Here is a 24,417-nt window from a genome sequence, read left to right as displayed (position 1 = left end):
CGGCATTGCAAAGGTCCTTCCGAATGTGTGGCTTTATCGCCATGCCGCGAATCGCGGATAATCGTCTCCCATCAACTAGATGGCGGTTCGCCATGGGGATCGCCGATATCTTGCGTGCGCCATGGGATAGGGGATGTAGATGCTTTCGAATGTCCAGTCGTATTCACTCAATGGACATGAACTGGCCTGCCTGGTGGAAGGGGAGGGGGTGCCGCTGGTATTGGTGCACGGCTCGCTTTGCGATTACCGCTACTGGCAATGGCAATTGCGCGGTTTGGGCGAGCGCTATCGTCTGCTGGCGCCCAGTCTTCGACATTATTATCCGCAGCGCTGGAATGGCGAGGGCGCGGACTTCACTACCGCGCAACATGTCGAGGACCTGCTCGCGCTGATCGACATGCAGGGCGAGCCGGTACACCTGCTGGGGCATTCGCGCGGCGGCAATATCTGCCTGCGGCTGGCGCTGGAGGCGCCCGGGCGCCTGCGTTCGCTGGTGCTGTGCGACCCCGGCGGGGATTTCGCCGCCGACCTGTTCCAGGCGGCCGGCGTGCCCGTGCCGGCGGCGCCGGCCGAGCGCAACCGTTTCCGCGAGCAGGCGCTGCAACTGATCCGCCAGGGCGAGGTCGAGGCGGGCCTGGAGCTGTTCGTCGACACCGTCAGCGGGCCGGGGGTCTGGCGGCGTTCCTCGCGGCACTTCCGCGACATGGCCACCGATAACGCCATGACGCTGATCGGCCAGGTCGCCGATCGGCCGGAGCCGCTCGGGCGCGCGCGCCTGGCCACGTTGGCAGCGCCGACCCTGCTGCTGCGCGGCGAACTCAGCCCCGAGCCCTTCCCGCAGGTGGTCCAGGCCCTGGCGCAGACGCTGCCGGACGTGCGCAGCCAAGTCATCGCCGGCGCTTCCCACGGCATGAACGCCACGCGCCCGGCCGCTTTCAATCGCGCCGTGCTGGAGTTCATCGACGCGCACTGATGCCGCTCGTCAGTTGCCTCCACATGCAGTACCATGGCGACCTGCCCCGCTCGTCGGGGCTTCGTTCGTTTTTCTTCCAGTGATCTCCGTCCGCGCGCGCAAGCGCAGGGTGCCGAAAAGGCGCCTGCCACTGTGAGGCAGGCCTGCCCGGCGGGCGACGCTTACTGGCACATCCCAACCCATGTGGCCTTTCGTAGGGGTCACCACTAGGAGAGGAGGCGCCATGCCCATCATTACTCTTCCCGACGGTAGTCAGCGGTCCTTCGATCACCCGGTCAGCGTGGCCGAGGTGGCGCAATCCATTGGTGCGGGCCTGGCCAAGGCCACCGTGGCCGGCAAGGTCAACGGCAAGCTGGTCGATGCTTGCGACAAGATCGAACACGACGCGACCCTGCAGATCATCACCCCGAAGGACGAGGAAGGGCTGGAAATCATCCGCCACTCCTGCGCGCACCTGGTCGGCCATGCGGTCAAGCAGCTGTACCCGAGCGCGAAGATGGTCATCGGCCCGGTAATCGACGAAGGCTTCTATTACGACATCTCCTTCGAGCGCCCCTTCACCCCTGAAGACATGGCGGCGATCGAGAAGCGCATGGCCGAGCTGATCGATAAGGACTACGACGTCATCAAGAAGATGACCCCGCGTGCCGAAGTCATCGAGGTGTTCAAGTCCCGCGGCGAGGACTACAAGCTGCGCCTGGTCGAGGATATGCCCGACGAGAAGGCGATGGGCCTGTACTACCACGAAGAGTACGTGGACATGTGCCGCGGCCCGCACGTGCCCAACACCCGCTTCCTCAAGGCCTTCAAGCTGACCAAGATTTCCGGCGCCTACTGGCGCGGCGACTCGAAGAACGAGCAGCTGCAGCGCATCTACGGCACCGCCTGGGCCGACAAGAAGCAGCTGGCCGCCTACGTCCAGCGCATCGAAGAGGCCGAGAAGCGCGACCACCGCCGCATCGGCAAGCAGTTGGACCTGTTCCACCTGCAGGAAGAAGCGCCGGGCATGGTGTTCTGGCACCCCAACGGCTGGACCGTCTACCAGGTGCTCGAGCAGTACATGCGCAAGGTGCAGCGCGAGCACGGCTACGTCGAGGTGCGCACCCCGCAGGTGGTCGACCGCATCCTCTGGGAGCGTTCGGGCCACTGGTCGAACTACGCCGAGAACATGTTCACCACTTCGTCGGAAAGTCGCGACTTCGCGGTCAAGCCGATGAACTGCCCGTGCCACGTGCAGATCTTCAACCAGGGCCTGAAGTCCTACCGCGACCTGCCGCTGCGCCTGGCCGAGTTCGGCGCCTGCCACCGCAACGAGCCCTCGGGCGCGCTGCACGGCATCATGCGCGTGCGCGGCTTCACCCAGGACGATGCGCACATCTTCTGCACCGAGGACCAGGTGAAGAAGGAAGCGGCCGACTTCATCAAGCTGACCCTGCAGGTCTACGCCGACTTCGGCTTCTCCGACATCTCCATGAAGCTGTCCACCCGTCCGGCCAAGCGCGTGGGCTCCGAAGAGCTGTGGGATCGCGCCGAAGGCGCGCTGGCCGATGCGCTCAACGAATCCGGCCTGGAGTGGGAATACCAGCCGGGCGAGGGCGCCTTCTACGGCCCGAAGATCGAGTTCACCCTGAAGGACTGCCTGGGCCGTAACTGGCAGTGCGGCACCCTGCAGTACGACCCGAACCTGCCGGAGCGCCTGGACGCCAGCTACATCGCCGAGGACAACAACCGCAAGCGCCCGGTCATGCTGCACCGCGCCATCCTCGGTTCCTTCGAGCGCTTCATCGGCATGCTGATCGAGCACTACGCCGGCCTGTTCCCGGCCTGGCTGGCGCCGACCCAGGCGGTGGTCATGAACATCACCGACAAGCAGGCCGATTTCGCCGAGGAAGTGGTCCGTACGCTCGAGGAAAGCGGATTCCGTGCCAAGTCCGACTTGAGAAACGAGAAAATCGGCTTTAAAATCCGCGAGCATACTTTGCTCAAGGTTCCCTATCTCCTGGTTATTGGAGACAGGGAGGTTGAATCGAAGGCCGTCGCCGTACGTACGCGCGAAGGGGAAGACCTCGGCTCGATGCCGCTTTCCCAGTTCGTCGAGCTGTTGACTCGGGCGGTTTCCCGGCGTGGTCGCCAAGACTCGGAGTAATCATTATTAAGCGTGAAATGAGACAGGATAAGCGGGCTCTCCCGAAACCACCGATCAACGAGAACATCACCGCACGCGAAGTGCGTCTGATCGGTGCCGACGGTCAGCAGATCGGCGTAGTGACCCTTGATGAGGCGCTGCGCCACGCCGACGAGGCCAAGCTGGACCTGGTTGAAATCTCTGCCGATGCGGCGCCTCCTGTCTGCCGCATCATGGATTACGGCAAGCACCTGTTCGAGAAGAAGAAGCAGGCGGCTGCGGCGAAGAAAAACCAGCACCAGCAACAGATCAAAGAAATCAAGTTTCGTCCAGGGACGGAAGAAGGGGATTACCAGGTAAAACTACGCAACCTGGTACGTTTCCTTAGTGAAGGGGACAAGGCCAAGGTATCCCTGCGATTCCGTGGTCGTGAGATGGCCCACCAGGAGCTGGGCATGGAGCTGTTGAAGCGGGTCGAGACCGACCTCGCCGAATACGGCACCGTGGAACAGCATCCTAAGCTGGAAGGACGCCAGCTGATGATGGTCATCGCTCCCAAGAAGCGTAAATAACCTCCCGGGCACTGGCAGGCCTGATGGTTATCAGTTGTTAACGAATGCGGAGTACTAAACATGCCAAAGATGAAAACCAAGAGTGGCGCCAAGAAGCGCTTCAAAGTGACTGCTGGTGGCATCAAGCACAAGCACGCTTTCAAGAGCCACATCCTGACCAAAATGACCACCAAGCGTAAGCGTCAGCTGCGCGGCACCTCGATGCTCGCTGCTTCCGACGTTCGCCGTGTAGAACGCTCCCTGCGTCTGCGTTGATTTCTGGTAGAGGATAGATAAATGGCTCGTGTTAAGCGTGGCGTGATTGCCCGTCGTCGTCACAAGAAGATTCTGAAACTCGCCAAAGGCTACTACGGTGCGCGTTCCCGCGTGTTCCGCGTTGCCAAGCAGGCGGTGATCAAGGCCGGCCAATACGCCTACCGTGACCGTCGTCAGCGCAAGCGTCAGTTCCGCGCCCTGTGGATCGCCCGTATCAACGCTGGTGCTCGTCAGAACGGTCTGTCCTACAGCCGTCTGATCGCCGGCCTGAAAAAGGCGGCCATCGAGATCGACCGTAAGGTCCTGGCCGATCTGGCTGTGAACGAAAAAGCGGCGTTTACCGCGATTGTCGAAAAAGCGAAGGCAAGCTTGGCTTAAGCCCTAAGACAATCACCGGATTTTTATCCGGGACGTAACGTCACCGATAGGGGAAGAGCCTAACCGCTCTTCCCCTATTTCGTATCTGGAGTTGGTACATGGAAAACCTGGACGCGCTGGTCTCCCAAGCCCTGGAGGCTGTGCGACATACCGAAGACGTCAATGCCCTGGAACAGATCCGGGTTCACTATCTTGGCAAGAAAGGCGAGCTGACCCAGGTGATGAAGACCCTGGGCGACCTGCCGGCCGAGGAGCGCCCCAAGGTGGGTGCGCTGATCAACGTTGCCAAGGAAAAGGTCCAGGAGGCGCTCAACGCCCGCAAGACCGACCTGGAAGGCGCCGCGCTGGCGGCGAAGCTGGCGGCCGAACGCGTCGACGTGACCCTGCCGGGCCGCGGCCAGACCTCCGGTGGCCTGCATCCGGTGACCCGTACCAAGGAACGCATCGAGCAATGCTTCACCCGCATCGGCTATGAAGTGGCCGAGGGCCCGGAAGTCGAAGACGACTACCACAACTTCGAAGCGCTCAACATCCCCGGCCACCACCCGGCGCGGGCGATGCACGACACCTTCTACTTCAACGCGAACATGCTGCTGCGCACCCACACCTCGCCGGTACAGGTGCGCACCATGGAGAGCCAGCGCCCGCCGATCCGCATCGTCTGCCCCGGCCGCGTGTACCGCTGCGACTCCGACCTGACCCACTCGCCGATGTTCCACCAGGTCGAAGGCCTGCTGATCGACGAAGACGTCAGCTTCGCCGACCTCAAGGGCACCATCGAGGAGTTCCTGCGCGCCTTCTTCGAGAAGGAGTTCTCGGTGCGCTTCCGCCCGTCGTTCTTCCCCTTCACCGAGCCTTCGGCGGAAGTCGACATCCAGTGCGTGCTGTGCAGCGGCAAGGGCTGCCGCGTGTGCAAGCAGACCGGCTGGCTGGAAGTCATGGGCTGCGGCATGGTGCACCCCAACGTGCTGCGCATGTCCGGCATCGACCCGGAGAAATACCAGGGCTTCGCCTTTGGCATGGGCATCGAACGCCTGGCCATGCTGCGCTACGGCGTCAACGACTTGCGCCTGTTCTTCGACAACGACCTGCGCTTCCTCGGGCAATTCCGCTAGGCCGCGTGCGACGTCAACGAATTCTTAGGAGAACAGGATGAAATTCAGTGAACAATGGCTGCGGAGCTGGGTGAATCCGCAGGTTTCCCGCGACGAGCTGGTGGCTCGTCTGTCCATGGCCGGCCTCGAGGTCGATGCCGTGATCCCCGTCGCCGGCGCCTTCAGCGGCGTGGTGGTGGGCGAGGTGCTGAGCACCGAACAACACCCGGACGCCGACAAGCTGCGCGTCTGCCAGGTCAGCAACGGCAGCGAGACCTTCCAGGTCGTCTGCGGCGCGCCCAACGTGCGCCCGGGCCTGAAGATCCCCTTCGCCATGATCGGCGCCGAACTGCCGGGCGACTTCAAGATCAAGAAGGCCAAGCTGCGCGGCGTCGAGTCCAACGGCATGCTGTGCTCGGCCAAAGAGCTGGAAATCAGCGACGACAACGCCGGCCTGATGGAACTGGCTGCCGACGCCCCGGTGGGCGCGAGCATCCGCGACTACCTGGAGCTGGACGACGCCTCCATCGAAATCGGCCTGACCCCCAACCGCGGCGACTGCCTGTCGCTGACCGGCCTGGCTCGCGAAGTGGGCGCGCTGTACTCGGCGCCGGTCACTTTCGTCGATGTGAAGCCGGTCGCCCCCGGCATCGATGACGTCCGTCCCATCGAGCTGCTGGCGCCCAGCGCCTGCCCGCGCTACCTGGGCCGCGTTATCCGCAACGTCGACCTGAGCAAGCCGACGCCGCTATGGATGGTCGAGCGCCTGCGCCGTTCCGACATCCGCAGCATCGACGCCGCAGTGGACATCACCAACTACGTGATGCTGGAGCTGGGCCAGCCGATGCATGCCTTCGACCTCGACGAGATCAAGGGCGGCATCCGCGTGCGCATGGCCGAAGAGGGCGAGAAGCTGGTGCTGCTGGACGGCCAGGAAGTCGCCCTGCGTACCGACACCCTGGTCATCGCCGACCACGAACGCGCCCTGGCCATGGCCGGCGTGATGGGCGGCGAGCACAGCGGCGTCAGCGCCAAGACCCGTGACCTGTTCCTGGAAAGTGCCTTCTTCGACAACATCGCTGTTGCCGGCAAGGCTCGTTCCTACGGCCTGCACACCGACGCCTCGCACCGCTACGAGCGTGGCGTGGACTTCCAACTGGCCCGCCGCGCCATGGAGCGCGCCACCGAACTGCTGCTGCAGATCGTCGGCGGCGAAGCCGGTCCGGTGGTCGAGCAGGTCAGCCAGGCACACCTGCCCAAGGTCGAGCCGGTGGTGCTGCGCATCGAGCGCGTCACCCAGATGCTCGGCATGGAAATGGACGCTGCGGAAATCGAGCGCCTGCTCACCGCGCTGGAGTTCCAGGTGCAAGCCGATGGGGAAGGGCGCTGGAAGGTCGGCGTGCCGAGCCACCGCTTCGACGTTTCCCTGGAAGTCGACCTGATCGAGGAGCTGGGCCGCCTGTACGGCTACAACCGCCTGCCGGTGCGCTACCCGCAGGCGCGCCTGGCGCCCAACACCAAGTCGGAAACCCAGGCCGAGCTGCCGGCGCTGCGCCGCCTGCTGGTCGCTCGCGACTACCAGGAAGCTATCACCTACAGCTTCATCGATCCCAAGCTGTTCGAACTGTTCAGCCCGGGCGTGCAGCCGCTGATGCTGGCCAACCCGATCTCCGCCGACATGGCCGCCATGCGCGCCTCGCTGTGGCCGGGCCTGGTCAAGGCGCTGCAGCACAACCTGAACCGCCAGCAGACCCGCGTGCGCCTGTTCGAGAGCGGCCTGCGCTTCGTCGGCCAGCTCGAGGGCCTGCAGCAGGAAAACATGCTGGCCGGCGTCATCTGCGGCAGCCGCGAGCCGGAAGGCTGGAGCAACGTGCGCGAAGGCGTCGACTTCTTCGACATCAAGGCCGACGTCGAAGCGCTGCTGGCCAGCGCCAGCGCCGCCGATGCCTTCGCCTTCGTCCCCGGCGAACACCCGGCGCTGCACCCGGGCCAGACCGCCCGTGTCGAGCGCGACGGCGAGCTGGTCGGCTACGTCGGCGCCCTGCACCCGGAACTGGCCAAGGCCTTGGACCTCGATCGCCCGGTCTACCTGTTCGAGCTGGTGCTGGGCGAACTGGTCCGCGGCCGCCTGCCGAAGTTCAGCGAACTGTCGCGTTTCCCCGAGGTGCGCCGCGACCTGGCGCTGGTGGTCAACCGCGATATTCCAGCCGAATCCGTCCTGTCGACCATCCGCGAAGAGGCCGGCGAATTCCTGACCGACCTCAGGCTGTTTGATGTCTATCAGGGTAAAGGTATTGATCCGCTTGGAAAAAGCTTGGCCGTCGGCTTGACCTGGCAGCATCCATCACGCACTCTTAACGATGACGAGGTGAACGCGACTACGCAGAAAATCGTCGCCTCGCTGGAGCAAAGGTTCAACGCCACGTTAAGGAAGTAGCGTATGGGGGCTCTGACGAAAGCTGAGATTGCCGAACGTCTGTATGAAGAGCTGGGCCTGAACAAACGGGAAGCCAAGGAACTGGTGGAACTCTTCTTCGAAGAGATCCGCCAGGCGCTGGAGCACAACGAACAGGTGAAACTGTCCGGTTTCGGCAATTTCGACCTGCGCGACAAACGCCAGCGCCCGGGTCGCAACCCGAAGACGGGAGAGGAAATCCCGATCACGGCTCGCCGCGTCGTCACCTTTCGTCCAGGCCAGAAACTGAAAGCCAGGGTTGAGGCTTATGCTGGAACCAAGTCATAACGACGAACTGCCCCCCATTCCGGGCAAGCGCTACTTCACCATCGGTGAAGTGAGTGATTTGTGCGCAGTGAAACCGCACGTGCTGCGGTATTGGGAACAGGAGTTCCCGCAGCTCAACCCGGTCAAGCGCCGCGGCAACCGCCGGTACTATCAGCGCCAGGACGTGCTGATGATCCGCCAGATCCGCGCGCTCCTGTACGACCAGGGCTTCACCATCGGCGGGGCGCGCCAGCGCCTCTCCGGCGACGAAGCCCGCGAAGACATCACCCAGTACAAGCAACTCATCCGCCAGATGATCGCGGAACTGGAAGACGTTCTTCACGTGCTGCGCAAGTAGCTGAAAAAAATGAAAAAAGTGCTTTGCCGAAAGAAAACCTTACGGTATAGTGCGATCCGCCAACCGGGTAACCGGAAGGCAACGTCGGGGCGTAGCGCAGCCTGGTAGCGCACTTGCATGGGGTGCAAGGGGTCGAGTGTTCGAATCACTCCGTCCCGACCAAAAATCCCAAACGGCTCAAGCACTTACAGTGCTTGGGCCGTTTTCATTTCCGGTCCCGCGCAAAACTGGCGCAAAATGCGCGCAAAACTACCGGGCGAATTCGCTGATATCCAAGTCCGGAATCGCGTCTGCCCAGACCACTTCCTCGTGGTCGCGCTGATAGTTTTTCGTCATCTCCTCGCTGGCGTGGCCGGCGATTTTCTGCCCATCCTTTCCGGCTTTCTTGTACAGGTGCAGCGACAGCGCCCTGACCTCATGGAAGCCCGGCATTTCCTCTTCACTCCACCCCGCATAGCAGCCTGCCGCATCCCTGGCATCCTTGAAGGCCCTGGTCAGATAGCGCTCCTCGATCTTCGTCCAGTGCTCCTTCTGCTCCGCCTGCTTTTGCTTTTTCCGTTCTGGCCGGCGGTGAATCAGGAAGGGGGACGGGATGTTGTCCCGGCACCTGCTGAGCACGGTCTGGAGCTCGGGCGTCACCCGGAAGCGAATCCAGGCCGCGTCGCTGGCCTTGGCCGTCTTCTGCTGGACAACGTACAGAAACCCGTCGCGAACGTCGTCGAATCGCATGGCCAGGATGTCGGTCCGGCGCTGGGCGGTGATCAGCGCCAGGTCGATCGCGTTCTGCAGCCAGGCTGGCGCCTTCTCGCGAATTGCCCGCAGCCCCTCTATGGTATGCCGCTTGCGCTGCTTCTTCTCGATCTTCGGAATGGTGCAGATAGCTGGGTTGTCCGGGCACAGGCCTTTCGCCACGGCGTGGTTGAATATGTCTACCAGAAGCGCCCGGGCCTGGTTTGCTGCCCGGGGCGTCAGGCTATCGAGCAGGTCAGCGATCATGCGGATGGTGATCTCGTTGACCGCCTGGGTGGGCCAGGCCTTCCGGAATTGCCGGAACCGTACTTCGTACAGATCGAGCGTACCCTTCGCCAGTTCGCGCGGCGGGAGGATTTTCTCCTTGTAGTGGTCGAGGAAGTCGACGAACAGATCGGTGGATCCGCCTTTCACCTTGGACACTAGGTCAGCCCCGCCAATGAACTCCATGTTCAACTGCTTGGCCGCGTTGATTGCCTTGGCCCGGTCGGCGCCAAAGGGGAACCACTTTCCATCCGTCGGCCTTCTGTAGCGGTAGGTCCCGCGCCTGGAGTCCAGGTAGAGGTTCTCGGGGAGCCCCTTGTTGGCCTTGTTCCGTGGGCGAGGCGACATCACGCTGCTCCTCGAAGGACCATGGCGACCAGGTCGTTGCTGGTCGACTTGCTGAACGCCGTCCAGTCGACGAACCAGAGTTTGCCGATCCGCTCGCCCGGGAGAATGCCGTCCCTGAGCTGATTGCGGATTGCCTGGCCGGACAATGGTGTTCCGTTGGTGCCCCAGCGGCGCCGCTGGAACTCGCTGATCTTGATGAGTTCTTTTCGCATAGCAATGCCTCAATGCGCCGGCGTACCGGCGCCGCATGAGTTAGGTGTTGGGTTCGGCGAGGCTCTTCAGCAACGTCTGGAGTTGGCGCACCTTCTCCAGATTGGCGGCGTTCGCCTCCAGCCCCTGCTCGATCGTCAGGGCGGCTTCCTCGACGCGCGCCGCCAGCGCCTGGACCTTCGCCGAGAACTCCTCGCCCAGCGTCTTCAACTGGCTGGCCAGGTCGCCGAGCAGTTCGATGGGGCTGGCGCTGGTGTTGCCGGCCTTCGCTGCTGGCTTGATGCTGGTGACGATCCGGGGCATGGGTTGGTCCTTCTGCTGGGGTGGGGTTCTGACCTCGGTGCGCAGGAACATCTGGCGGTCGACTTCGCGGACCAGACCGGCGTCCTTCAGGTCGTTCAAGCAGGCGCGGATCACCGACAGCTCCGCGCTGCTGTGGCCGCTGGCCGTCAGGGCGCCCTTGATCTGCAGGGGCGACCAGGGCGATTGGATCGGCACCACGTCGTAGACCTTGCGCGCCACCCCGGTCTGCGCCTTGAGCAAGGCCTGTTGCCTGGCCGGCGTCATAGGCTGCACCCCCACTGCATGGCGGCGAACGCTGGGAACAGCGGCACGGCAATGGCCGCGCCGATGGTGGCCAGGCCGAGCAAGACGATGCTGGAGGTGATGAGCAAGGCCCTACGCATGGCCACCCCCTTCCGGCACGCGGCGCTGAATCGCTTTCTCATACAGCCGGGCAGCTGCCCGGCGGCGTTGCTGAACTTCGGTGCTGTCAGGGTTATAGTTCGGGCCGAGGTAGTCCTTGGGTGACTTCTCCATGGCGCGCTTCACCCGGTTGAAGCTCTCGTCCCGTTGCCAGGTAGGGCTGTAGACCAGGACCGGCTTCTTGCCCTCCTGTTCGGCCTCCGCCAGCTTGAACAGGGCGTTGCGGTCGAACGTCATCAGGATGTCGAGCGCGCACACGGCGTACCTGAGTTCGTCCACGGTCGGTTTCTCGCCGGCCCTTGCGGCCTCAATGATCGCTCCGAGGGTGCGCATCACTCACCTCCCTGCGCCGATGCGCTGGCAAGCAACGTCTTGGCTGCTTCGATTGCCGCGAATGCCTTGTTGTAAACGTGGACCGAAGGTGCTCGGGTTTGCACCAGGGCCCCGCACTCAAAGAGCAGGTGATCTGCCCATTCGACAGCCTCGCGCAACTCCTTCGGCACCTGCCCAGCCTGGGCGACCGGAGCTACCGGGGCGGCGTAGAGCATAGGCAGCCAGCCAATTGGCGTGCCCTTGCCGTCCGTGAAGTGGTCGTGTTCCCAGCACCAGCCGACGACCTGCCAGAGGTCCTCGCCGTCGTTTGCGAAGTTGTTCTGCCCAATGGTGGCGAATGGACCATCGCCATCGTCGATGCTCATGTCTTCGAAGTTGACCAGCAGCCGGATAATCGAACCGTTCTTCGGTGCAGTATCCATGGGCCGCCATTCCTCCGGCCGCTCCAGTTCCGGTGCCAGGGAGGGGAGCGCCAGGGCGGCGCGGGATGCCTCAATGGCCGCATCGGTGACCGCATTGCGGTGCGCGGGCAGGTAGCCGATCAGCGCCATGTAGGCCTGCTCAAGCGCGCTGCGCAGGGAGTTCCGCTCCCACTGCGCGCCCTCTGCCTGCCGCTTCACTGCCCCGTCTATCTCTTCGCATGCATCTGCCCAGGCATCCCCTTCCAGGTTCTCCAGCCAGTCGCAGGCGTTCTTCTCTTGTTCCTTGCTCATGGTTTAGTCCTCGGCGGGGTAGAGGCGGGTGCCGCGCTCGCCCTGCTGGGCGACGATGGCGGCCTGGATCAGTTGGCGGCCGAGCTGCAGGGCCTGCTCGGGGTCGAGTTTGGCGCCGAGGCGGGGGAGGCCCTCGACGACCATGAAGGGCTTGCCGTCGAGCCCGTGGAGGTGCTCGACGGTCAGTTGGATGGGTTGCATGGTGCGGGCTCCCTTGCCGGCGGGTGCAGCGCAGGCAGTCGCATTCGTTGGTGGGGCGGCCGGTGCCGCGGCAGAAGGTCGGGCGGGTCATGCTGCGGTCCTTGCGGGCTCGGTGATGGTGTCGGCCATGACGATCTTCATTCCCAGGTCCACGGCCAGCGCGCGCTCGATGTTGGCGCCGCGGGAGGCGAGCCAGCCTGGCAGCAGGGCGATGGTTTCGCAGGTGACCAGTTGGGCCAGGGCCAGGCGCATGTAGCCGGCCCAGGTGCCGCAGGCGGGCGCCGCGTTCTCGGCCGGGTTCTCGACGTGGTAGCCGAGCTGGCGCAGGCGCTCGGCCTCGGCGTGGAAGGCCGGGTAGTTGAACTCCGGCAGGCCGGTCATGGGGCCGGCGAGGTAGATGCGCACCATCGCTATTCCCACCCGAGCATGTAGGCCGGCTCGGTCAGCTCGGCCAGTTCCTGACGCAGGGACTTCTCCAGCGGCACCACCTTGCCTTCGTCTTGGTCGTAGGCCTGCATGACGTCCAGCACTTCGTCGCGGACCAGGACTACTTCGTCCAGGGCGAAATCCTCTTCTACGTAGCCGCATTCCTCGCACATCACTTCGATGGCGCCGGCCGGGTCGTAAGCGGCCACGATGTCGTTGTCGCCTACCTGGTAGGCCTTGAGGGTTTTTTCGGGCATGACTTGTCCTCCGCGCCTGGCTGGCGCGATAAAGAGCTTTCGGATGGGAGGAGGGTTAGGCGGCTGCGGATTGCTTCTGCGCCAGGATTTCGCGAGCTGCGTGGCGGATCATGTAGAGCTCGCGGATCAGGGATTCAGATGGCGTGGTGACACGGATCTCCCACCAGTCCGGGCCCAGGCCCAGAGTCTCGCAGTGCTCGTTCATGAACACGCCTGCCTGGTGCTGGTCCCCGATGTCGGTAGCTTCAGCGAGCAGGTCTACCCACTCGCCCCACTTCTCGTCGGCGTCATCCTTCCGAGCCTCTACCCGAACGAAGGCGCGAAGCTCTGCCCAGCGACTGCCAGTTGGGCCGCGCTCCTTCTCTTCGCGTACCCAGGCGGGTAACTCATCGTAGGCATCGTAGTCAGCCTCATCGGAGATGCGTTGGCAGATCCCCTCGATGAGCGCGCCGCGGAAGGCGGCCTCGTCGAAGTCTCGCGTCTTGCACTTCTCGTCCAGCTTCGAGTGGATGTAGTAGCCGACGTCGTCGCCGGCCAGGAAGTCCAGGCCGTAGCCCAGGCCGACGCCGAAGGTCAGGTTAGCGATGTCGCCCACGACGGCGATGCCGTAGCGGGTGAGCATGATGTCGAAGGCATAGGCGCTGGTGCCCGGCTGCTGGCAGCGCCAGACCTTCACGTCATCGGCATCTACCAGTGGTCGATACTGGTGATTCTTCAGGTACTCGGCGGCCTCAGCCCGGCGCTCTTCGCGCAGCTGCTCGTAAGTCTTCATGGGGTGTCCTCGCGCCGTAGTGGCGCAATGGCATGGAGTGGGGTAGGTCAGGAAGTTGCTTCGAGGTAGGCCGCTATGAACTGCGTCGCCGCTTCAGCATTGATGGCGTTTCCATAGGCGCGCAGGCGTCCACCTCGATCGGTATCGCCATCAGCCAACGGCTCAATGCCGGGTTCAAGTAGACGCCAGGAACCGTCGGCGCCTTCCATTGGGACCGCGGCAGACCATGGAGACAAGCCGCATCGGTCAGGGTGACCCCCCGTGGTGCCGACTTCCCTGCCTCCGGCTGCTCGTTGCATTTCGACTCCCGATGGCGTCCTGGGCGGTTGGTGTTGGCCACGATCCACAGGCGTTGCCTGAGGTGTGGTGCGCCGACCCCCGCAGAGCAGATATCGAACGCCCAGCAGGCGTAGCCCGCTCCTTCCATGTCAGCCTGAACAAGGTCGAACCACGCGAGGCCAGCCTTGCTCGCAACCTGCTCGCCAAACACAACCTTAGGGTTTCGCTCTCGGATGAGGTGGTGCCACGCCGGCCACAGATGCCGCTCATCAGCAAACCCAAGCTGCGCGCCTCCCTCGCTGAAAGGTTGGCAAGGACAGGAACCCGTCCAAACAGGTCGATCATCTGGCCAGCCGGCTCGGCGAAGGGCGAGAGACCAGACGCCGATACCGGCGAAGAAGTGGCATTGGGTGTAAGGGCGGAGGTCATCGGGGTGCACGTCCTCTATGGATCGTTCGTCGACGTCGCCCGGCGCGATGTGCCCGGCGGCAATCAGGTTGCGGAGCCACTGGGCGGCGTAGGCGTCGTGCTCGTTGTAGTAGGCGACATGCATGGCTATGCCGCACTGCGGTTCGGCTGTGCTCCGTAGGGCGCCCAGCCGACTTTCGGAGCCTTGGTCTTCTTGTCGATCAGGGGATTGCCCTTCTCATCGGTGAGGGTGACGCGCGCCTTGATGTGCATGTCGCGGCACTTCAAGGTCCGCCGCGCCAGGTGGATGAAGTCATCGGCGTACTGGGGCGAGTCGAACAGAGGACTGAGCTGCTTGGTCTTCGTGCCGGCCATGATCTCGTCGGCGCGCTTCTCACAGAGCGCGAGCCACTCGGTCATGGGGATGCCAACCTCGCCCTGCGGGGTTTTTCGAGTGATCTTTACGGTCTTCCTGGCCTGTTCAAGCGCCACATCGCGAGTCATTCCGAATACGGCGAAGGTGCTCATATCCGATCCTCCAGCCGCTTCGCCCACGAACTGATCGCAGTCCGCAGGTCATCGGTCATGTCGTGCTCGCCGAGGAGCGCGCGCAGATTTTCCAGATCCATCCTCACGCGGCGCTTGAGAGCCCTGCGCTCGTCATGCAGGCAGTCGAGCTCGGACTCCGCCTCGCGGAGCTGGCTCTGCAGCTCCTCCAGTTCGGATTCGTGATCGGTCTCGCAGGCCGCGATGCGCCGGGCGAGCTCTACGGCGGCTTCCGGGCGAGGCTGTGTAAAAACGCTCGCTCATAATCGAGGTTCACGTCGCTACGTAAAATTTGCGGAGGTTTTCTAGGCTGAACCGGCTGGAATTCGCGAGGAAGTGCGCAATTCGCTCGCTTTTTTAGCAGACCCGATTCTCAGAAACGTTTTTACACAGCCTGGGGCAGACGCCGGCGTAGCCTTCCAGCTCCTCGTCGGAGCAGGCTTGAACGGGTAGGGTCATGGTCTTCTCCAGATGGAGTAACCCGGCCCCGTTTACGGCGGCGCCGGGTATCTAGTTGGCTATCGAGGTAGGCAAGGCGCGCTCATTCCGCCGATCTCTACCTGGCGGATGCGCTGCCGCAGCCAGTCGGGGTTCACGCCAAGGCCGCTTGCGATGTGCTGCCAGTCGATGCCGGCAGCGCGGAGTTCGTATGCCAGGGCGAGCTCGTTGTTGCCCAAGCGACCATTCGGCCGGGCGCTCATTGCTCGCTCCGATCGAGGGCGGCAGCTTCGCGCCGGCCCTCCGCTTCAAGCCTTCGCGCCACGCTTTCGCTGATCGTGATTTCGTGGAGCGGAACAGCCAGCAGCCGCGCGGCGCCGTCCGGCCCCAGGGCATGCACATTGAGGATCAGCAGTTGCACGGCCTCGGCTTTCTGATCGATGTCACTCCAGCGCATCAGGTCGTCCAGCTTGGCCAGCACACCAGGTCGAACCCGGTGCCGCAGTTCCTCCTCGCCGACCTCGGCGCGCTTCGCCGCAGCCTTGGCGGAGCGCTCCTGCTGAGTCTTCGCCATCAGCCTTCCGTCCCCAGGTTGTCGCGCGCCTGCTGCTCCAGTTCGGCGGCGCGCTGGCAGGCCTCGTTATGGCTACGGCGGAACCCGCGCACCAGGCCGGTGGCGGTCTCGACGATGTGGAAGAAGCCGCGCCCGGCCGGCTTCACCTGGAACTTCGGTGCCTCCACGTCCAGGCGCCGGCGGACGGCGAAGGCGTCGCGCGCAGCGGCGGTCTGGCGGAGCAGGTCGGCCAGCTGCTGCTGGCAGGGGATCAGCTGTTGCATGGCGTTTCCTCTGTTGGGTGGTTTCCTTTCGGCAGCACTCGGTCGCGCGGCTGGTGCGCCGGTGGGCGCCGCGGTGAGTGCTGTCGGAAAGAAACTGGAGAGTGAAGGGGAAAGGCCGGCGGTGCCGGCCTTTCGGTCTCACAAACGCCGCCGTATGTGAGTGTTTCGCGGCGCGCCCGGCGTTGTTGCCGAACTACCTGGGTTGATGGTCTACATGGCTGCCACTCCTCCTGCTGGGATCGACCGGAGGCGCCGGCCGGCGCGTGGAGCGGAGCGAACGTCCGGCGCTTCCCGGAATGCGTCAGGCCTGGCTGCGCTAGCCCCTCGACTCGTTCGCTGTTCTGGTCATTCGTCTGCTTCGACGAACTCGCCATCGGCGTTCAGCTGGTACCAGGTGCCTGGCTTTATGCCGTCCTGACCGGCGATGGCTGCCTTGATGTGAACGATTCGGGCGTACTCATCGCCTTCTGCGTCGGTATCGCGGTAGCAGAGAACGATGGCGCTGCCGGCGGATGCCCTGGCTTTGCCTCCGATGCCGGCGGCCATCGCCACTGAATGCTTGCCGGTGCTCGACGCCGCGCCGTAGTCGCCGGTGCTCGACGCCGCGCCCTGGTAGCCGGTGCTCGACGCCGCGCCGTAGTCGCCGGTGCTCGACGCCGCGCCCTGGTAGCCGGTGCTCGACGCCGCGCCGCGGTTGCCGGTGCTCGACGCCGCGCCCTGGTAGCCGGTGCTCGACGCCGCGCCGCGGTTGCCGGTGCTCGACGCCGCGCCCTGGTAGCCGGTGCTCGACGCCGCGCCGTAGTCGCCGGTGCTCGACGCCGCGCCCTGGTAGCCGGTGCTCGACGCCGCGCCGCGGTTGCCGGTGCTCGACGCCGCGCCGCGGTTGCCGGTGCTCGACGCCGCGCCGTAGTCGCCGGTGCTCGACGCCGCGCCCTGGTAGCCGGTGCTCGACGCCGCGCCGTAGTCGCCGGTGCTCGACGCCGCGCCGTAGTCGCCGGTGCTCGACGCCGCGCCGTAGTCGCCGGTGCTCGACGCCGCGCCGCGGTTGCCGGTGCTCGACGCCGCGCCGCGGTTGCCGGTGCTCGACGCCGCGCCCTGGTAGCCGGTGCTCGACGCCGCGCCGCGGTTGCCGGTGCTCGACGCCGCGCCGCGGTTGCCGGTGCTCGACGCCGCGCCGTAGTCGCCGGTGCTCGACGCCGGCGATTCAGGATCAACCGGCGTGCAGCGGCTGGTGGTGTACTCGATGGCCGCCTTCACCAGGCCGGCGATGGTGAGCTCGGCCTTGATGGAGATCTTGCGGCTGGCGACCTTCGAATCGTCGTCGTGGCGGCTCAGGTCGCCGGACTGCTCGACCAGTGCGAAGCGGCTACCGGCAGGGCGGTAGTAGCCGAACGTGTCCAGGGGATATTCGCAGGCGTGGAAACCTGAAGCGCAGGCTTCAACTTCGCCCTTGTGCTCATAGGTCTTGCCGATCTCGAACTGGTAGCCGCGGCAGGTCAGATCCTTATTGAAGCCCTTGTAGGCGACGATGGTTTCCTCGGTCTTTTTCTTGCGGGTCATGGTGCGTTCCTTGGGAGTGCGTGATGCCCCTGGCCGAGGGCGACGTGCGCGCTTTCGGCTGCCGGCTGCGAAGTCGGCATGCGAAAGAGGGCGAAAAAAGAAGCCCGGCGAACCGGGCGAAGGATGGGGAAGGTGATGCTCGTCGCATCCCGAAGCACCCGGCGCACCAGGTGCAGAAGTGATGCTCAGGCCTGGGGAGCGTCGCGGTTCGGGCCACCGCGCTGCGGCGCCCGCACCTGGTCGGCGGTAATGCCGCCGCCGATGACCTCGATGCGCCCCTCATCGAACCATTGGGCGCCTTCGATCTTCCCGTCGCGCGCCGGCGGCACCAGGCTGTACTGGTCGCAGCCGGTAAGGTACTGGCAGCGGCCGGTGATGATTCCCTCGAAGCCGGTGATCTTGTCCCGGCCCTTCTTTCCAAGCTCGATCATGGTGATTCCTCTGTTGGTGGCATCCCAAAGCGCCCTCGGGTGAGGGCGCTTCAGTGATGCTCTCGGTGTCGCTCCCGCGTTCGCCTACTGGGCTTCTCCTACCCGCGGGTCATTCTTCTGGCTGTCAGGGGAACCGCGTCGCCGGCATGCCGGGCGCTGCAGTCGTGTTGCGGCCGGGGTTACGAGGCCACCACCGGCAGGGCACGAACAATCAACGCAAGCGCTTCTGGCGCCTGTCCGCTGTGCCAGGTACAGAACCCCGGTCTGAGGGGCCCTGGCAGGGAGCGTTAGCGAAGCAACCCTTGGCGCGGCGCCTCCAGAAGGGCGTCGCAGCTTCGAGCAGGCCGGTGACCAGAGCCGGCGTGGTTGTTCCTGGTTGTTAAAGAGCGGTGCCCGGGTGGGCTGCCGGTGAACTGGCGTGGAATCAAGATAAGCCAATGCCTAATCTCATTGCAATAGGCAATGGCTAATTATTTTGTATAGCCTTATCTGCCGGCGATTAGGCGATGCCTTGCGGGCGTACAGGAATGTCGATACTGTATGTGCATACAGTTATTGCAAAAGGAGAGTTGTAATGGCGAAGCAAGCAAAGAGGCAGGAACCCCGCGCACCGAGCAGCTACGAGGTGCTGGGGAGAAGAATTCAGCGACTGATGGGCATGCCGGCCGCGCAGCTGGCGCGGTCGCTGACCATCAGGAAGGAGGAGGGTGAGAGCCAGGTTGACTGGGACCGGCTGCTGGACGAGATGACCCTGGCTGACGGGGTGGACATCGAGGAGGGAGAGGAGGGCGCTGTCACCATTCGGTGGCAGGTGGACGAGAGCGCCTGGTAGGGAAGGCTGGGCGCCCCGCGCTGATGTGGTGATGAGCCGCGTAGCCATGGATGTACAATCCGCGCGCCCAAACCAGGAAGCGAAAATGAACAGCGTTAGCCGCAGGATCGATCAGTTGCGCCGGAAAATCCCTGGCTTCGAGTGCAAGTCTGGCTGCCACGACTGCTGCGGACCGGTCACTGCGTCTTCGGAAGAGATGGCCCGGCTGCCAGCCAAGAGTCAGGCCGAGCACGATGCTGCCTTGGCGGAGTGGAGCTGTGCCCATCTTGGCCCCAATGGGTGCGAGGCGTATGAGCAGCGCCCACTCATCTGCCGGCTGTTCGGGACCACGCCCAGCATGCCGTGTCCGGAGGGGAGAGGGCCCGAGACGCCTACGGATGAATCGGTGGTGCGGCAGGTCCACCAACTGATCGCCAGTACGCGACAGGTTCTGGTTTAGGCTGCTGAGAAACGAAAAGCCCCGCAGTGCGGGGCTTTGTCGTTTCAATGAATGGCTTCTGGGATGCCTTGCCGAATCTCGTCCAGCAGACTTTGATCGGGAAGTTCGTTGCTGACTACTCGGACCGAATCGATCTCGATGAGCTGATCCACAATGTCGCTATACGCCGAGAGCAGTTTTTGTTTCTTGCTTGCTGGCGGCGCAGCAATAAACAGGGTGTCTCGAGCCAGTTTATTGGCCCTATGGAGTCTACGTACCTTTGCGAGCCAGGCATCGCCGTGCTCGAGTATCTTCGCTGGCTCATCGTGCCCCAAGTGAATAGGCTTGATGGCTTGAACGGCGCCATCGGTGTCCAGAATCACATAGGGGAATTTTACCGGGTAGTCGGTGGTTCCTAGCTTCTGCTCCTTGTAGCGCTGCTTGAGGTTGGCGGCTGCAAGCAGATGCCCAAGCTGACGCTCCAACACTTTCTCCTCATACTCCTTGCTCGCGAAGCTGAGGTTGATGTAGTGGTCGAAGATTGATTGGAGCGCCTCATCAACCCTCTCCACAGCGATGGTTCCAGGCGCGCTGAAGCGCATCATGGTCTCGCGTGGATGGATCAGGCTCTTGAATGCTGCAAGCTGAGTGGATTGCTGGTCCCGGTACTTGCTGAAGAAGATCGACAGGCGCGCGAGTTCCTGCTCAACCTCGGCGCGCGCGCGGATGTATATCTTGGCGTCGAGCTTGTGGAAGAAGTTGGTCACACGCTGGCGCTTGGTTTCGACTTTGTAGTGAAACTCGCCATTGCTGGCCAGCAGAACCACTCCGATATTCACGAACTCCCCCGTCTCGGGGTAGGGGAGGAATCGCAGGATCGAATAGTTGCAGAAGTAGTTCATAGCTGCCCCCAGAAGCGCTCGTCCCTGAACTGATGCAGCGTTTCAAGCCTTTGAAGCAGGGTGGGAATGGTTTCGTCGATCTCGTCCGAATCTCGGTAGATCCACTCTACCGGCAAAAGGGCTACGATCCTATCCCAATGCCCAAGGGCTGCGTCAAGTTCCCGTGCATATTCCTGACGAGTGACCAGGTCCTGGAAGTGACGGAGCTGATCGCGGAACACGTGGTTGTCGCAAAACTCTTCAGCGGTCAGGCTGGCATCGAACGCCACGTTGTGATCGATCACCACTAGGTTGCCCTGTGAGTCCAGGAGGAGATTAACGTTCCCTCCGTTTTCGCCAAGGCATCGGTCACCATTCTGAATCCACCAGTCGAAAAGCAAGACTTTGCGCTGCAGTTCCAGTGGGACGCTTCGCAGGCCGGCCCACATCAGCTCGTTGACATTCTCGACCTGCCTTGAGGCGAAAGCAGGCCCCCCGGATAGGTCCCGAATGTTCTCCATGGGGCTGAAGTCGATAAGGCCCTGCGGGATGTCTATGATGCGCCATTCTGGAATCGGCAGCCCCATGAGCACGCCAAGCTCGGCAGCGATAACTTCAGACATCAGAGAAGGGCCGCCTGCGCGATTGAGCCCCTTCACAAAATAGCGATTTCCATCGTCGGCGCGCACCAGAAACGGCCTGACAGAGATGCCCTGCTCACTCTGGCGGATGACCTCTATGGCTGTGACCCGATCAGGCATTCCATTTCCTTTGCAGTTCCAATTCCGATCATGCAGCCGCTGCCTAATCGAGCAGTGCGACTACAGGTCTCCGCCACGCCAAACGATCTGCCCCATCAGCGACATTGGCTCGTCATCCTCGTCCAGCCATTGGTCAGGGAATTCGCGCTTGTCGAGGTTGTCGCTGATCAGCCCCCACTGGTTCACAGCGCTGGCATGCGAAAGGCGCTTGATGATCACGCCGTCGGCGCCATTGAGAGCGAAGATCTTGTTGTGGATGGGCTCTTTCTGGGCCTTGTTCAGCAGCACCACATCGCCATGGTTGATGGTGGAGTGCATGCTCTGCCCATCGGCATAGAAGGCTTCCAGATGCTTCGCATTCAAGCCCCTAGCCCTGATCCAGGAGCGCTTGAACGCCAGATGCCCCTTCACCTCTATGTAGGGGTTCTCGTAGCCCCGCCCCATCGCACCCTTGGCACTCTTCAGCGGGACATGGACGTACTCATCATCGCCCTCATGCGGGCTTGGGCTGCTGGCTTTTTCCACTGACGCCACAGCCACCAGGTCGGCCTCCTTTTCCGTCAGCCCCCAATGGCTGGCTGGAACCGTGTCGGCAAAGAAGGAAATCAACTCGATGAGCTTCGATTTGTCGATTCGGCCGTATTTGACCCACGTCTGAACAGACGGAGGCTGCACCCCGAACTGCCCGGCAAGAGCCTTTTTCGAGATGTTTTTGGCGATACGGGCAGCCTCAATGGCTGCGCCCAATTCAGGTCCGGTAAGCATTGCCTAATTTAACTCTACCCATTAGGTGGTTAGGCAATGGCTTGCCTTTGATTAGCCAATGCCTTATTTTCTCCGCATTACACCGGAGACACGAAATGACCCCGCCCGAAGCCGTACTCAAAGCCGCAAAGATTCTGGGGAGCCAGGCCGAACTGGCTCGCCTTCTCAGTGTTCGAGCGCCAACGGTAAGCCAGTGGTGCTCGGGAGAGCGGCCGATCCCGGCACCTCGTGCCATTGAGATCGAAAGCCTCACCAAGGGCGAGGTATCTCGCCGGGATCTTTGCCCGAGCTTTCCCTGGGCGTCCTTCGCTGCATAGGAGCAGAGCCAAATGAGGCACCCGAACCCTCCGCCGCCGCCCGAACTCGCCGCCCTTCAGCACAAGGAGGCCCTGGCGCTCAATGCCATTGCCGACCTGAACAAGGCGCGGGAAAGGGCCGGCCTTCCGCCTGTTCACCTGGACGTGGTCGTCCAGGCGGCAGCCGCGAGCACTGAGCATCCGCCGGTGTGCGCCGGTATTGATGTGCAGGCTGCCGGCTGTGCTGCTCGGCTCCACCTGGAGGTGCCGAGCGTCCGCGAGGTGGTTCGTCTTCTCGGGGTGTTCAGCCGGGCGATCTGCCTGACCGAGGAAATCGCTCGCGGCGGCCAAGGCGGAATCGTCCGCATTCAGGAGATGGCGCCCGTGGTGGACGCCATCAACACCTACCTGGCCGCGCTGCCGACGGCCACCTCTGTGGAACTCTAGAGCATGAAGCAAGAGATGAACCCCATCGACAAGGACCGCCTGGCCACGCTGGCCGAGGCTGATCGCATGTGCAAAGAGGCCCAGGCGCTCTGGGCGGAAGCGGAGCGTCTCCGCTCCCAGTTCCGCCTTCAACTGGTGATCACTCAGGCCGCTGGTGAGGATGATCGGTTCTCGCTGGACGTCCGCATCTACGGCGCAGTGCACGCCCTCTACGCCCCTCGGAGCGTAGAGGAGGTGTGCCAGAACGCCTTTTACCTCATGCAGGGTTTTCAACCACCACTTCCCCGTCGGCCTTTCGGAACACGTTTGGATGGAACAGAAAACGGACTCTATACGGCTGCCGATTCGTTGTTTCGAAGTCAATGAACTCAAGGCCGGAGAAGCTGATCTCGCAGCCTTTCGGCAGGGCCTCGATGCGGCGGAGTAGCTCTTCTCTGGTGATGGTTGGGATTCGATCAATAGACATGCCGGGCCTCCATGGCCGTTTCGTGTGGAAGCAAAACGATACCACGCTGCGCCCGGCGCCCTTTTCCAACAGAGGCTCACGCAATCACCAGTTCCAGCTGAGCCCCAACAAGACATACCGCTGACCTCCCTTTCTTGATGGGGGCAGCTTAGGACCAGGAGCGCAACGTGAACACGTCCAATCCCCGACACGAAATGACTCGCGACCAGGTCCTGGTGGCCTACGCGGCCGACCAGATCGCACGCACCAGCCTCAGCCAGGACGACTTCGCCCAGGCGCTGAACCGGGCGCTGTACCAGAAGTGCCCGCGCAAGGCGGTGGCCGAGAAGGTGCCCGACTTCGAGTCGGACGAGCTGAAGGGCGACACCGGCGAGTACCTGAGGGCCGCCGGCCGGTGGCTGAAGCGCGTCCAGCGGCTGCTCGGCGGTGAGCAGGAGCTGCCCGCCTGGATGGAAGAGGCCTGGGTGGCGGCGCTGGAGCCGGAGTGGCGGGAGCGCTGCATCAACGAACTCGCCGACCGCTACGGCCTGATCGGGGCCCGCGCCGCTGGCGTGGTTGGGTGCCCGGTGAGCGCGTTCGGCCAGTTGGTCGCCGGTATCGGCGAAGCGGTGGAGCGCTGCAGCGTGGTGCTGGCTGACGGCCGCATCGACGAGAACGACCTGCCGGACCTTCCCGCGGCGATCGACCGGCTGCTGCTGGTGGAGTCGAAGAGCTTCGAGATGCGCCGGCGCATGGAGAACGAACTGGCGATCCACGCGGGCGGCAAGCCGCTGTCGCTGGTCGGCTGAAAAAACAAACCCCGGCTGGAGTGGGGACTCGGCGCCGGGGTTCAGATCAACAGGAGTGAGTATGCACACGACGAATGGAACTGACAATGCCGCGCCACGTTTTCCGGCATCGCAAAACGTGGCGCGCCCGATGATGACCTCGCGCGAGATCGCCGAGCTCACCGGCAAGCAGCACAAGCACGTGATCCGGGACATCCGCGAGATGCTCGACGCCCTGTCGGAGGATGGTCCAGTTCTGGACCATGTCCGCGAGGACCGGGACGCCAGGGGCTACACGACGAACTTCCACCTGGACCGCGAGCTGACCGAGACGCTGATCACCGGCTACAGCATCCCGCTGCGGCACCGGGTGATCCGGCGCCTGCATGAGTTGGAGGAGCGCGCCGCGGCTCCGGCCATCCCGCAGACCTACTCCGAGGCGCTGCGAGTCGCAGCTGACCTCCACGAGCAGAACACCCAGCTGCGCATGGTGGTGAACGAGCAGGCGCCCAAGGTCGAGGCCCTGGGGCGGATCGCCGAGGCGCGCGGCACGCTCTGTCTGACCGACACTGCCAAGCACCTGAACATCCCGCGTCACGTCCTGCTCGACTGGATGCACGAGAACCGCTGGATCTACCGCCGGGAGGGTTCGGCCCACTGGTTGGCCTACCAGCCGCGCATGGCGGCCGGCCTGCTGGAGCACCGGGTAACCGTGATCGGCACCGACTCCATCGGCGACCAGTGCCTGGCCTCCCAGGTGCGCGTCACGCCGAAGGGGCTGGCCAAGCTGGCCCAGAAGGTCGCGGAGGGTTCGCTGTGAGTGTTCAAG

Annotated in this window: 37 protein-coding genes and 1 tRNA gene; 18 read left to right on the top strand and 20 right to left on the bottom strand. The window is 63.5% G+C overall.

Going from position 1 to position 24,417, the window contains the following annotated elements:
• Nucleotides 1-139 precede the first annotated feature (139 nt).
• From IG194_RS03335 to IG194_RS03290, 10 genes are all read left to right on the top strand, one after another.
• Nucleotides 140-973, top strand: coding sequence for an alpha/beta fold hydrolase (locus IG194_RS03335; RefSeq protein ID WP_058490344.1), 834 nt, complete (start codon nucleotides 140-142; stop codon nucleotides 971-973).
• Between the two features lie 223 nt (nucleotides 974-1,196).
• Nucleotides 1,197-3,119 (top strand): threonine--tRNA ligase, encoded by a 1,923-nt coding sequence (gene thrS, locus IG194_RS03330; RefSeq protein ID WP_043270648.1) that lies wholly within the window; start codon nucleotides 1,197-1,199, stop codon nucleotides 3,117-3,119.
• Nucleotides 3,119-3,670: a translation initiation factor IF-3 gene (gene infC / locus IG194_RS03325; protein ID WP_173427906.1), complete on the top strand. Its 552-nt coding sequence runs from the start codon at nucleotides 3,119-3,121 to the stop codon at nucleotides 3,668-3,670. The genes thrS and infC overlap by 1 nt, the downstream gene beginning before the upstream one ends.
• Before the next feature lie 60 nt (nucleotides 3,671-3,730).
• Nucleotides 3,731-3,925: a 50S ribosomal protein L35 gene (gene rpmI / locus IG194_RS03320; RefSeq protein WP_009617012.1), complete on the top strand. Its 195-nt coding sequence runs from the start codon at nucleotides 3,731-3,733 to the stop codon at nucleotides 3,923-3,925.
• 21 nt (nucleotides 3,926-3,946) lie between these two features.
• On the top strand, nucleotides 3,947-4,303 hold the full coding sequence (rplT, locus tag IG194_RS03315; RefSeq protein WP_003099086.1) for a 50S ribosomal protein L20: 357 nt from the start codon (nucleotides 3,947-3,949) through the stop codon (nucleotides 4,301-4,303).
• 98 nt (nucleotides 4,304-4,401) lie between these two features.
• Nucleotides 4,402-5,418, top strand: coding sequence for a phenylalanine--tRNA ligase subunit alpha (gene pheS / locus IG194_RS03310; RefSeq protein ID WP_009617022.1), 1,017 nt, complete (start codon nucleotides 4,402-4,404; stop codon nucleotides 5,416-5,418).
• A 37-nt stretch (nucleotides 5,419-5,455) separates the two neighbouring features.
• Entirely contained in the window at nucleotides 5,456-7,834 is a 2,379-nt protein-coding gene (gene pheT, locus IG194_RS03305) for a phenylalanine--tRNA ligase subunit beta (RefSeq protein ID WP_058490343.1), read from the top strand.
• 3 nt (nucleotides 7,835-7,837) lie between these two features.
• Complete coding sequence (gene ihfA, locus IG194_RS03300; RefSeq protein ID WP_003090661.1) at nucleotides 7,838-8,140, top strand: integration host factor subunit alpha; 303 nt, start codon at nucleotides 7,838-7,840, stop codon at nucleotides 8,138-8,140.
• A complete protein-coding gene (locus tag IG194_RS03295; RefSeq protein ID WP_009617038.1) occupies nucleotides 8,121-8,477 on the top strand; it encodes a MerR family transcriptional regulator in 357 nt (118 codons plus the stop codon). Before ihfA ends, IG194_RS03295 begins: the two co-directional genes overlap by 20 nt.
• A gap of 85 nt (nucleotides 8,478-8,562) precedes the next feature.
• A tRNA-Pro gene (locus IG194_RS03290) sits at nucleotides 8,563-8,639 on the top strand.
• An 87-nt stretch (nucleotides 8,640-8,726) separates the two neighbouring features.
• On the opposite strand, the gene IG194_RS03285 is transcribed toward IG194_RS03290, so the two are convergent.
• From IG194_RS03285 to IG194_RS03235, 12 genes are all read right to left on the bottom strand, one after another.
• Nucleotides 8,727-9,839, bottom strand: coding sequence for a tyrosine-type recombinase/integrase (locus IG194_RS03285; RefSeq protein WP_058487131.1), 1,113 nt, complete (start codon nucleotides 9,837-9,839; stop codon nucleotides 8,727-8,729).
• The gene (locus IG194_RS03280; protein ID WP_043270643.1) at nucleotides 9,839-10,051 is read right to left on the bottom strand and encodes a hypothetical protein; all 213 of its coding nucleotides are present in this window, start codon (nucleotides 10,049-10,051) and stop codon (nucleotides 9,839-9,841) included. The genes IG194_RS03285 and IG194_RS03280 overlap by 1 nt, the downstream gene beginning before the upstream one ends.
• Nucleotides 10,052-10,091: 40 nt before the next feature.
• Nucleotides 10,092-10,616, bottom strand: a complete 525-nt coding sequence (locus tag IG194_RS03275) for a hypothetical protein (RefSeq protein ID WP_058487132.1) — start codon at nucleotides 10,614-10,616, stop codon at nucleotides 10,092-10,094.
• Nucleotides 10,613-10,735: a hypothetical protein gene (locus IG194_RS33005; protein WP_263866482.1), complete on the bottom strand. Its 123-nt coding sequence runs from the start codon at nucleotides 10,733-10,735 to the stop codon at nucleotides 10,613-10,615. The genes IG194_RS03275 and IG194_RS33005 overlap by 4 nt, the downstream gene beginning before the upstream one ends.
• The gene (locus IG194_RS03270; protein WP_043270640.1) at nucleotides 10,728-11,087 is read right to left on the bottom strand and encodes a hypothetical protein; all 360 of its coding nucleotides are present in this window, start codon (nucleotides 11,085-11,087) and stop codon (nucleotides 10,728-10,730) included. The genes IG194_RS33005 and IG194_RS03270 overlap by 8 nt, the downstream gene beginning before the upstream one ends.
• Nucleotides 11,087-11,800, bottom strand: a complete 714-nt coding sequence (locus tag IG194_RS03265) for a hypothetical protein (protein WP_058487133.1) — start codon at nucleotides 11,798-11,800, stop codon at nucleotides 11,087-11,089. Before IG194_RS03265 ends, IG194_RS03270 begins: the two co-directional genes overlap by 1 nt.
• A 3-nt stretch (nucleotides 11,801-11,803) precedes the next feature.
• Nucleotides 11,804-12,001 (bottom strand): hypothetical protein, encoded by a 198-nt coding sequence (locus IG194_RS03260; protein WP_058487134.1) that lies wholly within the window; start codon nucleotides 11,999-12,001, stop codon nucleotides 11,804-11,806.
• 87 nt (nucleotides 12,002-12,088) lie between these two features.
• A complete protein-coding gene (locus IG194_RS03255) occupies nucleotides 12,089-12,409 on the bottom strand; it encodes a DUF4406 domain-containing protein (RefSeq protein ID WP_058487135.1) in 321 nt (106 codons plus the stop codon).
• A gap of 2 nt (nucleotides 12,410-12,411) precedes the next feature.
• Complete coding sequence (locus IG194_RS03250; RefSeq protein WP_058487136.1) at nucleotides 12,412-12,684, bottom strand: hypothetical protein; 273 nt, start codon at nucleotides 12,682-12,684, stop codon at nucleotides 12,412-12,414.
• Between the two features lie 55 nt (nucleotides 12,685-12,739).
• Nucleotides 12,740-13,456, bottom strand: a complete 717-nt coding sequence (locus IG194_RS03245; protein WP_058487137.1) for a hypothetical protein — start codon at nucleotides 13,454-13,456, stop codon at nucleotides 12,740-12,742.
• A 73-nt stretch (nucleotides 13,457-13,529) separates the two neighbouring features.
• Nucleotides 13,530-14,288 (bottom strand): DNA cytosine methyltransferase, encoded by a 759-nt coding sequence (locus tag IG194_RS03240; protein WP_225617170.1) that lies wholly within the window; start codon nucleotides 14,286-14,288, stop codon nucleotides 13,530-13,532.
• Between the two features lie 2 nt (nucleotides 14,289-14,290).
• Entirely contained in the window at nucleotides 14,291-14,671 is a 381-nt protein-coding gene (locus tag IG194_RS03235; RefSeq protein ID WP_058487138.1) for a hypothetical protein, read from the bottom strand.
• A gap of 62 nt (nucleotides 14,672-14,733) precedes the next feature.
• Here IG194_RS03235 and IG194_RS03230 point away from each other — a divergent pair, with 62 nt between their 5' ends.
• The gene (locus tag IG194_RS03230) at nucleotides 14,734-14,955 is read left to right on the top strand and encodes a hypothetical protein (protein ID WP_058490341.1); all 222 of its coding nucleotides are present in this window, start codon (nucleotides 14,734-14,736) and stop codon (nucleotides 14,953-14,955) included.
• A gap of 252 nt (nucleotides 14,956-15,207) precedes the next feature.
• On the opposite strand, the gene IG194_RS03225 is transcribed toward IG194_RS03230, so the two are convergent.
• The 5 genes from IG194_RS03225 to IG194_RS03205 form a co-directional block, all read right to left on the bottom strand.
• Entirely contained in the window at nucleotides 15,208-15,390 is a 183-nt protein-coding gene (locus IG194_RS03225; RefSeq protein WP_058490340.1) for a hypothetical protein, read from the bottom strand.
• Nucleotides 15,387-15,701: a hypothetical protein gene (locus IG194_RS03220; protein WP_058490339.1), complete on the bottom strand. Its 315-nt coding sequence runs from the start codon at nucleotides 15,699-15,701 to the stop codon at nucleotides 15,387-15,389. Before IG194_RS03220 ends, IG194_RS03225 begins: the two co-directional genes overlap by 4 nt.
• Entirely contained in the window at nucleotides 15,701-15,964 is a 264-nt protein-coding gene (locus IG194_RS03215) for a hypothetical protein (protein WP_082996256.1), read from the bottom strand. The genes IG194_RS03220 and IG194_RS03215 overlap by 1 nt, the downstream gene beginning before the upstream one ends.
• 345 nt (nucleotides 15,965-16,309) lie before the next feature.
• On the bottom strand, nucleotides 16,310-17,524 hold the full coding sequence (locus IG194_RS03210) for a hypothetical protein (protein WP_192353638.1): 1,215 nt from the start codon (nucleotides 17,522-17,524) through the stop codon (nucleotides 16,310-16,312).
• Nucleotides 17,525-17,709: 185 nt separating this feature from the next.
• Nucleotides 17,710-17,955, bottom strand: a complete 246-nt coding sequence (locus tag IG194_RS03205; RefSeq protein ID WP_058490337.1) for a hypothetical protein — start codon at nucleotides 17,953-17,955, stop codon at nucleotides 17,710-17,712.
• 574 nt (nucleotides 17,956-18,529) lie between these two features.
• Between IG194_RS03205 and IG194_RS03200 the strand changes: the two genes are divergently transcribed.
• Together IG194_RS03200 and IG194_RS03195 are read left to right on the top strand one after the other, a co-directional pair.
• Nucleotides 18,530-18,787, top strand: coding sequence for a DUF1654 domain-containing protein (locus IG194_RS03200; RefSeq protein ID WP_058490336.1), 258 nt, complete (start codon nucleotides 18,530-18,532; stop codon nucleotides 18,785-18,787).
• Between the two features lie 85 nt (nucleotides 18,788-18,872).
• On the top strand, nucleotides 18,873-19,226 hold the full coding sequence (locus tag IG194_RS03195; RefSeq protein WP_058490335.1) for a YkgJ family cysteine cluster protein: 354 nt from the start codon (nucleotides 18,873-18,875) through the stop codon (nucleotides 19,224-19,226).
• A gap of 44 nt (nucleotides 19,227-19,270) precedes the next feature.
• On the opposite strand, the gene IG194_RS03190 is transcribed toward IG194_RS03195, so the two are convergent.
• Genes IG194_RS03190 through IG194_RS03180 form a run of 3 tightly spaced genes read right to left on the bottom strand, consistent with a single transcriptional unit; the run spans nucleotide 19,271 to nucleotide 21,594 of the window.
• The gene (locus tag IG194_RS03190) at nucleotides 19,271-20,107 is read right to left on the bottom strand and encodes a DUF3037 domain-containing protein (RefSeq protein WP_058490334.1); all 837 of its coding nucleotides are present in this window, start codon (nucleotides 20,105-20,107) and stop codon (nucleotides 19,271-19,273) included.
• On the bottom strand, nucleotides 20,104-20,847 hold the full coding sequence (locus tag IG194_RS03185; RefSeq protein WP_058490333.1) for a HipA family kinase: 744 nt from the start codon (nucleotides 20,845-20,847) through the stop codon (nucleotides 20,104-20,106). Before IG194_RS03185 ends, IG194_RS03190 begins: the two co-directional genes overlap by 4 nt.
• Nucleotides 20,848-20,907: 60 nt before the next feature.
• Nucleotides 20,908-21,594 carry a helix-turn-helix transcriptional regulator gene (locus tag IG194_RS03180; protein WP_225617169.1) on the bottom strand — a complete coding sequence of 229 codons (687 nt, stop codon included), beginning with the start codon at nucleotides 21,592-21,594 and terminating at the stop codon, nucleotides 20,908-20,910.
• 113 nt (nucleotides 21,595-21,707) lie between these two features.
• On the opposite strand from IG194_RS03180, the gene IG194_RS03175 reads away from it, so the two are divergent.
• The 5 genes from IG194_RS03175 to IG194_RS03155 all read left to right on the top strand — a co-directional run bounded on the left by IG194_RS03175 (nucleotide 21,708) and on the right by IG194_RS03155 (nucleotide 24,408).
• Nucleotides 21,708-21,929, top strand: coding sequence for a transcriptional regulator (locus IG194_RS03175; RefSeq protein WP_082996340.1), 222 nt, complete (start codon nucleotides 21,708-21,710; stop codon nucleotides 21,927-21,929).
• Between the two features lie 12 nt (nucleotides 21,930-21,941).
• The gene (locus IG194_RS03170; protein WP_058490331.1) at nucleotides 21,942-22,355 is read left to right on the top strand and encodes a hypothetical protein; all 414 of its coding nucleotides are present in this window, start codon (nucleotides 21,942-21,944) and stop codon (nucleotides 22,353-22,355) included.
• 3 nt (nucleotides 22,356-22,358) lie between these two features.
• Nucleotides 22,359-22,721, top strand: a complete 363-nt coding sequence (locus tag IG194_RS03165; protein ID WP_058490330.1) for a hypothetical protein — start codon at nucleotides 22,359-22,361, stop codon at nucleotides 22,719-22,721.
• A 267-nt stretch (nucleotides 22,722-22,988) separates the two neighbouring features.
• On the top strand, nucleotides 22,989-23,609 hold the full coding sequence (locus IG194_RS03160) for a hypothetical protein (RefSeq protein ID WP_058487145.1): 621 nt from the start codon (nucleotides 22,989-22,991) through the stop codon (nucleotides 23,607-23,609).
• A gap of 130 nt (nucleotides 23,610-23,739) precedes the next feature.
• Entirely contained in the window at nucleotides 23,740-24,408 is a 669-nt protein-coding gene (locus IG194_RS03155; protein ID WP_058487146.1) for a phage antirepressor KilAC domain-containing protein, read from the top strand.
• Nucleotides 24,409-24,417: the final 9 nt, after the last annotated feature.

The organism is Pseudomonas sp. ADPe, assembly GCF_014843515.1.
GTDB lineage: Bacteria > Pseudomonadota > Gammaproteobacteria > Pseudomonadales > Pseudomonadaceae > Pseudomonas > Pseudomonas citronellolis.
Note: the sequence above shows the minus strand (reverse complement) of the source record. Positions and strands in the feature narration are given on the sequence as shown.